The 6,446-nt window shown below is 63.2% G+C and carries 4 protein-coding genes; all 4 read right to left on the bottom strand.

What is annotated here, in order from left to right:
• A partial coding sequence (locus GXP39_12665; GenBank protein ID NOZ28887.1) for a 2-isopropylmalate synthase occupies window positions 1–1,694 on the bottom strand: 1,694 nt, incomplete at its 3' end.
• Between the two features lie 203 nt (window positions 1,695–1,897).
• Window positions 1,898–2,899, bottom strand: coding sequence for a ketol-acid reductoisomerase (gene ilvC / locus GXP39_12660; protein ID NOZ28886.1), 1,002 nt, complete (start codon window positions 2,897–2,899; stop codon window positions 1,898–1,900).
• Window positions 2,900–2,925: 26 nt separating this feature from the next.
• Window positions 2,926–3,483 carry an acetolactate synthase small subunit gene (gene ilvN / locus GXP39_12655; protein ID NOZ28885.1) on the bottom strand — a complete coding sequence of 186 codons (558 nt, stop codon included), beginning with the start codon at window positions 3,481–3,483 and terminating at the stop codon, window positions 2,926–2,928.
• A gap of 104 nt (window positions 3,484–3,587) precedes the next feature.
• Window positions 3,588–5,309 carry a biosynthetic-type acetolactate synthase large subunit gene (gene ilvB / locus GXP39_12650; GenBank protein ID NOZ28884.1) on the bottom strand — a complete coding sequence of 574 codons (1,722 nt, stop codon included), beginning with the start codon at window positions 5,307–5,309 and terminating at the stop codon, window positions 3,588–3,590.
• Window positions 5,310–6,446: the final 1,137 nt, after the last annotated feature.

Raw genomic sequence — 6,446 nt, 5'->3', positions numbered from 1 at the left:
CTCGCCGTCATCTCCTCGGCCGTCACCGAGATGACGGACTCTTCCTCCTGCTGAGCAGCCAACAGCTTGTTCAGCGCCTGCATATACGCCTTGGCGCTGGCCATCACGATATCGGTATCGACGCCCCGGCCCGTGAAGACCCGACGCCCGCTGCCGCCCACGGCGGTCTTCTGCTTCCCCACCGGCTCGGTGGCCTCGATGCGGATCGTCACATCGCCGACGGCGTCCAAACCCTCCGTGATGGACTGCACGTTGAATTCGATCAACTTGTTGGGCACCCCCACGATCCGGTTGATCCCCTGATACACCGCGTCCACCGGCCCGGTGCCAAACCCGGCCTCCGTGAACACGGCGCCATCCGTCAATCGCTTCAAGCGCACCACCGCCGTGGGGATGCTGGGATATCCGCACTGAACCTGCACAGCCTCCAGCGCATAGGTCTCCGGCGGCTGATAGAGGCGATCGGCCACGATGGCCTCCAGATCGGCATCGGTGACCACCTTTTTCTTATCCGCCAGCTCCTTGAACTGCTGGAACACCTGATCCAGCTCCTCCGGATCCAGGCGGTACCCCATGGACTCCAACTTGGTGCGAAAAGCATGTCGGCCGGAATGCTTCCCCAACACCAGGCGGCTCTCCCCCAGCCCGATGGTGGAGGCGTCCATGATCTCGTAGGTGCGGCGATGCTTGAGGATGCCATCCTGGTGAATGCCCGCCTCGTGTGCGAACGCGTTCGCGCCCACGATGGCCTTGTTGGGCTGGATCAGCATGCCGGTATAGCGGGACACCATGTCGCTGGTGCGGTGGATCTCGGTCGTGACGATGTTGGTGCGCAGCCGATAGTAAGGCCGACGCACGTACAGCGCCATGACAATCTCCTCCAGCGCCGCGTTGCCGGCCCGCTCGCCGATGCCGTTGACCGTGCACTCCACCTGGCGAGCGCCCGCCTGCACCCCGGCCAGGGAGTTGGCCACCGCCAGGCCCAGATCATCGTGGCAGTGCACGGAGATCACCACGTTCTCGATGCCAGGCACGTTCTCCCGGATGCCTCGGATCAGCGCGCCGAACTCCTCCGGCGTCGTGTATCCCACCGTGTCCGGGATGTTCAGCGTGGTCGCGCCGGCCTCGATGGCCACCGCCAGCACTTGATACAGGAACTCCGGATCGGAGCGGCCCGCGTCCTCCGGGCTGAACTCCACATCATCACAATATTGCTTGGCGTACGCGACCATCTCCCGGGTGCGCTCCAGCACCTGCTCCCGGGTCATGCGCAACTTGTGTCGGATGTGGATATCGGAGGTGGCGATGAAGGTGTGGATGCGGGGATATGCGGCATGACGAACCGCCTCCCACGCCTTGTCGATGTCATCCCGATTGGCACGGGCCAAACCGGCGATGGTAGGCGGCCTTCCTTGCGGCCGGTCGTCCGCATCATTGCCCACCGTCTCGGCGATCTGGCGGACCGCCTCCAGATCGCCCGGAGAGGCGGCCGGGAAACCGGCCTCGATGATATCAACGCCCAGCCGGCCAAGCTGGCGGGCGATGTCCAGCTTCTCCGCCAAATGCAGCGTCGCCCCCGGGGATTGCTCGCCATCCCGCAGGGTGGTGTCGAAGATCAGGACGGTGTCCTGTACGTCACCGTCAGGGTCCTGTACGTCTACCTCGGTTGTCTCTACAGATACCTCGCGTTCCATCTTCGGGGGTCTCCTTTTCTCTGAGATCTTGGCCGCGGCCGGAGGCCGCGCGTCGGGTTCGTCGATCGTGTAGGCTCATAAGGTCAGCAAGGTCACCAAGGCCATCTTCCGCCACGACCATCACCCCCTTTCTTCAGCCGCCAGCAGGCAGCGGGTAGCAGATAGCCATGCTATGCTACCCGCTGACGGCCCATGACTAGCGATTATACCTCTTTCGGATCCAGCCACGGCATCATGGCACGCAACCGACGTCCCACCTCCTCGATGGGATGCTGGCGCTCCTGTTCCCGCATCTTGTTGAACCACGGCCGCCCCTTGGCGTTCTCCTCGATCCACTCCTCGGCATAGGCGCCGCTCTGCACGTCCTCCAGGATCTTCTGCATGTTGCGGCGGACCTCCTCGGTGATGATCTTGGGGCCGGCGGTGTAGTCACCATGCTCGGCCGTATCGGACACCGAGTACCGCATGTAGCTGAGCCCGCCCTGGTAGATGAGGTCCACGATCAGCTTCAGCTCGTGCAGGCACTCGAAGTAGGCGATCTCCGGCTGATATCCGGCGTTCACCAACGTCTCGAAGCCCGCCTTGATCAGCGCGCTGACGCCGCCGCACAGCACCGCCTGCTCGCCAAACAGGTCCGTCTCCGTCTCCTCGGCGAAGGTGGTCTCGATCACGCCGGCACGGGTGCAGCCGATCCCCCTGGCATAGGCCAGGGCGTCGTCCAGCGCATGCCCGCTGACGTCCTGCTGGACGGCGACCAACCCGGGAGTGCCGCCACCTTCGACGAAGACCTCCCGCACGCGATGCCCGGGCGCCTTGGGCGCCACCATGCTCACATCCACATAATCGGGCGGCTGGATCTGCCCGAACCGGATGTTGAATCCATGGGCAAACATGAGCGTCTTACCGGGCGCCAACCCGGCCTCGACGGATTCCCGATAGACCTTCGGCTGGATGGTGTCCGGGATCAACATCATGATGATGTCCGCCTCAGCGGCCGCCTCCGCCACCGGCTTCACCGTGAGCCCGGACGCCTCGGCCTTGGGCCACGACTTCGATCCCTCGTACAGCCCCACGCGCACGTCCACCCCGCTGTCCTTCAGGTTCAAGGCATGGGCATGCCCCTGGCTGCCGTATCCGATGATGGCGACCTTCCTGCCGGACAACCTCCCTAGGTCTGCATCCGCGTCGTAGTAGAGCTTGGCCATGTCTGCGATCCTCCTCGCTTTGTTGGTTACCGTTCAGAGAGCTCGTCCAGGCTGCCGTTGCCCCCGCTCCGGTCCCAGCCGGACGCCGATCCATGTTCCCCCGTACCGTTGCTGCCACGCACCATGGCCACCCGGCCGGTGCGCACCATCTCTATGATGCCGAAGTAGCTCAAGAGGTCGATCAAGGAGTTCACCCGGCTCTCGGGCCCGGTGATCTCCACCACCATCGAGTCCAGCGCCACATCCACGATGCGGCCCCGAAAGATATCGGCCAGCTGGACGATCTCCGAACGCTGGGCGCCCGAGGCCTTGACCCGAATCAGCGCCATCTCCCGGATCACCGCCGGCTTATCTGTCACATTCTCCACCCGGGTGACGTTGATGAGCTTCTCCAGTTGCTTGATGGCCTGATCCACCATGCGATCGTCCCCGTCCACGACGAAGGTCATGCGGCTGATACCGGGCGTCTCGCTGTGCCCCACGGTCAGGCTATCGATGTTGAAATTCCGCCTACGGAACAATCCGGCCACCCGGTTCAGGACGCCGGGCTTATCCTCCATCCAGGCAATCACAGTATGTTTCATGGCTCCTGCCTCACGTCTTTCTAGAATGAGCGAGTCAGCGAATCAGCGAATGGGCGAGTCGGCGGTCGTGCACCTGCAACTCGTCCGCTCGCACACCTGCACACTCACCAGCTTGGCTCCACGCCCGAATAGCCCTGCACGATGCGAGGCTTGGGCCGACGAATCATCTCGCCCACCCCGGCACCGGGCGCCACCATGGGGTAGACGTTCACCTCCTCCTTGACGTGGAAGGCCAGCAGGAAGGGGCCCTCGGTCTCTCGAGCCTCAGCGATGGCCTCGGCCACCTCCTCATTGCGGGTGACGCTGCGCGCCGGGATCCCATAGGCATCCGCCAGCTTCACGTAGTCGGGGCTCATGATGGGCGTCCCCGCATATCGCTTCTCATAGAAGAGCTGCTGCCACTGGCGCACCATGCCCAGGAAGCCGTTGACGATGATGGCGATCTTGACGGGGAGGCGCTCCTGCATCAAGGTGCCCAGCTCCTGCATCGTCATCTGGAACCCGCCATCGCCGCAGACGGCCCACACCTCCGCCTCCGGCCTGCCGACCTGAGCACCCAGGGCCGCGGGCAGCGCAAACCCCATGGTCCCCAACCCGCCGGAGGTGATGAGCTGGCGCGGGCGCTCGTGGATGTAATACTGGGCCTCCCACATCTGATGCTGGCCCACGTCGGTCACCACGATGACGTCCTCGCCCCGGGTCGCCTCCCACAACTGGCGCATCACAAAGGGCGGGATGAGCTCATCCACCTCCAGGTTCAGGATATCCCGCTCCCGGGATTCCTCGCGCCAGCTGTTGATCCGGGCGATCCACTCCTTGTGCTGGCGCTCTTCGATCAGCGGCAACAACGCGCCCAGCGTGTCCTTGCAATCCCCCACCACGGCGAGGTCGGGCTTCACGTTCTTGCCGATCTCGGCGGGATCCAGCTCAAAGTGGATGATCTTAGCCTGCTTGGCGAAGGAGTCCAGGCGCCCCGTGACCCGGTCGTCGAAGCGCATACCGATGGCGATCAGGACATCGCACTCCTGAATCGCCTGGTTGGCGTAGGCCTCCCCGTGCATGCCGGCCATCCCCAAACATAGGGGATGGGTCTCCGGGATATCGCCGATGCCCAAGAGGGTGGTGACCACGGGGATCTCCGCCTTCTCGACGATCTGTTGCAGCTCCCACGTCGCGTCGGCCATCTGGACGCCGTGCCCGGCCAGGATCAGCGGGCGTTCAGCGGCGTTGATGAGCGCGGCGGCGGCTTCCACCGCCCGGATATCGGGCGGATGAGGCGCGGGGAAGCCCGGCAGATCCACCGAGTCGGGGTACTCGAACTCCGCCGTCGCCTGCTGGACATCCTTGGCGATGTCGACCAAAACGGGGCCGGGACGGCCGGAGCGAGCGATGTAGAAGGCCTCCGCCATTACCTGCGGCAGCTCATGGATGTCGGTGACCAGGTAGTTGTGCTTGGTGATCGGCAGCGTGATGCCGGTGACGTCCGTCTCCTGGAACGCGTCGCCGCCAATGAAGCTGGAGGCGACCTGGCCGGTGATGGCGACTACGGGCACGGAATCCATCATAGCCGTGGCGATACCGGTGACGAGGTTGGTGGCACCGGGCCCGCTGGTGGCGATGCAGACGCCTACCCTGCCCGTGGCACGAGCGTAGCCGTCGGCCGCATGAGCGGCCGCCTGTTCATGACGCACCAGCACATGGCGGACCGGGCAGCGGGACATGGCATCGTAGGTGGGCAGGATCGCCCCGCCCGGGATGCCAAAGACGGCCTCCACGCCCTCGCGACAGAGGCTCTCCCACACCATCTGCGCACCTGTCAGTTGCATGACTCATCCCTCCCCAAGAATTGGCACAGCCTACCACCTGAAAGGACAACGGCGCCTCACCGACTCGCTTGGAGTCCAGGGGAGGCGCCGTTGCACTCGCTGCGGCCTCATGCCGCAATATCTGCCTACAATAACAAACCCCTCCTGGTTCAGGAGGGGTCTCCGCTGACAGATCGATAGGATTCGGCCCTATCCGATTCGCCTCCCAACCAGGAACGGCCCCTGGAGAATTACCAGGAGCTCTACGATAAGGAGGCTAATAAGGGCCAGGATTGACATAGAATCCACCTATCCGCCTTTAAGTGAATTGAACGACCTCAGTATAACACCTCTCGCCCGTCTTGTCAATCATCGGACGCGACAAATGCGCGATTTCCCCATCCGAATCGCCGAAGACCGGCGGACAGCAGGCCCCGCGTCGCTCCTACCGAGGAGCAGACATCGTGCTCGAGTCGGCCCTATACAGCCGATAGCAGACAGCGGTTAGCCGATAGCTTTTACAGCGCGCTGCAGCTGTTGACTCGCTCTTTTCCAGGACCAAACAGTCAGCCATTCATTTACGGGCTCATCACTCACCCGTTTGTTCATGATCCTCGAGAGCACGAAGGAGCTCACTGCTCACTGCTACCAGCTAACCGCTAAACAACTCCGTATCCTCGTGCGGATCGGGTGGGGTTGAAGGGAGCGAGTCAGCGAATCTGCGAGTCAGCGAGGACACGTGAATCCTGCTCCATCGGAAAGGGGAGAGGGCAGGCACAAGAGTAACCACCAGGCCTCCACCGACAGCATAGAACTTCCCGCAAACCAGACCTCGAAAGGCCGCTGATTGTGGACAACCAATGTTTCGCCATTTGCCCATCCGCCCTTTCGCCCTTTCGCTCCGTATCCTCGTGCGGATCGTGTGGGATTGAAGCTTCTGGCATTTAAGCCGGAGTGGTTTCGGGACGTTGTGCTTTCAGTATCCTCGTGCGGATCGGGTGGGGTGAAGGGAGCGAGTCAGCGAATCTGCGAGTCAGCGAGGACACGTGAATCCTGCTCCATCGGAAGAGGGTCGGACAGCGGTTACGCTGAGCGTAATCACCTCGTAACCAGGTCGTAATCGGCCCTGCCGATCTTCCTCATGAGCGTAACCACCTT

Source organism: Chloroflexota bacterium, assembly GCA_013152435.1.
Lineage (GTDB): Bacteria > Chloroflexota > Anaerolineae > DUEN01 > DUEN01 > DUEN01.
Note: the sequence above shows the minus strand (reverse complement) of the source record. Positions and strands in the feature narration are given on the sequence as shown.

What these genes read in the sequence shown, in the direction of transcription:
- ilvC (NOZ28886.1), bottom strand. Translation starts at nt 2,899, where the DNA reads ATGGCCAAGCTCTACTACGACGCGGATGCAGACCTAGGGAGGTTGTCC.
- ilvN (NOZ28885.1), bottom strand. Translation starts at nt 3,483, where the DNA reads ATGAAACATACTGTGATTGCCTGGATGGAGGATAAGCCCGGCGTCCTG.
- ilvB (NOZ28884.1), bottom strand. Translation starts at nt 5,309, where the DNA reads ATGCAACTGACAGGTGCGCAGATGGTGTGGGAGAGCCTCTGTCGCGAG.